Source organism: Sporolactobacillus inulinus (assembly GCF_006539285.1).
GTDB classification, from domain to species: domain Bacteria; phylum Bacillota; class Bacilli; order Bacillales; family Sporolactobacillaceae; genus Sporolactobacillus; species Sporolactobacillus inulinus.
This window is the reverse complement of sequence record NZ_BJMS01000228.1, coordinates 1-551: the sequence shown is the minus strand read 5'-3', so window position 1 is coordinate 551 and position 551 is coordinate 1. Positions and strand designations below refer to the sequence as shown.

Sequence of the window (551 nt, the reverse complement as noted above, 5' to 3'; positions counted from 1 at the left end):
TAAAGAAATAATAGCCCTTCCCTTGAAAGACATGTAACAGGCTTTCAGGAATAGATTCTTAAAAATAGTGCCATTTACGGAGTTGTGTGATTTAGAATTTTTTTCCGCCTTAGTATGGATGTCCTAACATCATCTGAAATATCTCTGAAATCATTATCTTTAGTCCTTGCTAGATAAGGAAAAATAGCTTTACATATTTATTTATCCTTGAATTGTCAAACTAAGTGCAACGCCTGATTATAAAAGACCTCAAAAGGAGTCTTCCAGCCCAAACATTTGCGAGGTCGGTGATTTAATTCGTTCACGGCATGTGCGATGGATGCATCACTGTCCTGGTGAAAGTCATGTCCTTTAGGGAAATACTCTCTTAGTAGTCCATTAGTGTTTTCGTTACTTCCTCGCTGCCAAGGGGCGTGTGGATTGGGAAAATAAAAAGTCATGCCGCATGCCTTAGCGACTTGGTCATACCAAGCAAATTCTTTGCCACGATCGGGAGTTACGGTCAGCCGCTGATGTCGAGGCAATTGGGAGAACAGTTCAATTAATTTCTC

Annotated in this window: 1 protein-coding gene; it reads right to left on the bottom strand. The window is 40.3% G+C overall.

The window, feature by feature from the left end; all coding sequences use genetic code 11:
- Window positions 1-215: 215 nt before the first annotated feature.
- Window positions 216-551, bottom strand: a 336-nt coding sequence (locus tag SIN01_RS14870) for an IS30 family transposase (RefSeq protein ID WP_141306183.1), incomplete at its 5' end; no start/stop codon positions are given.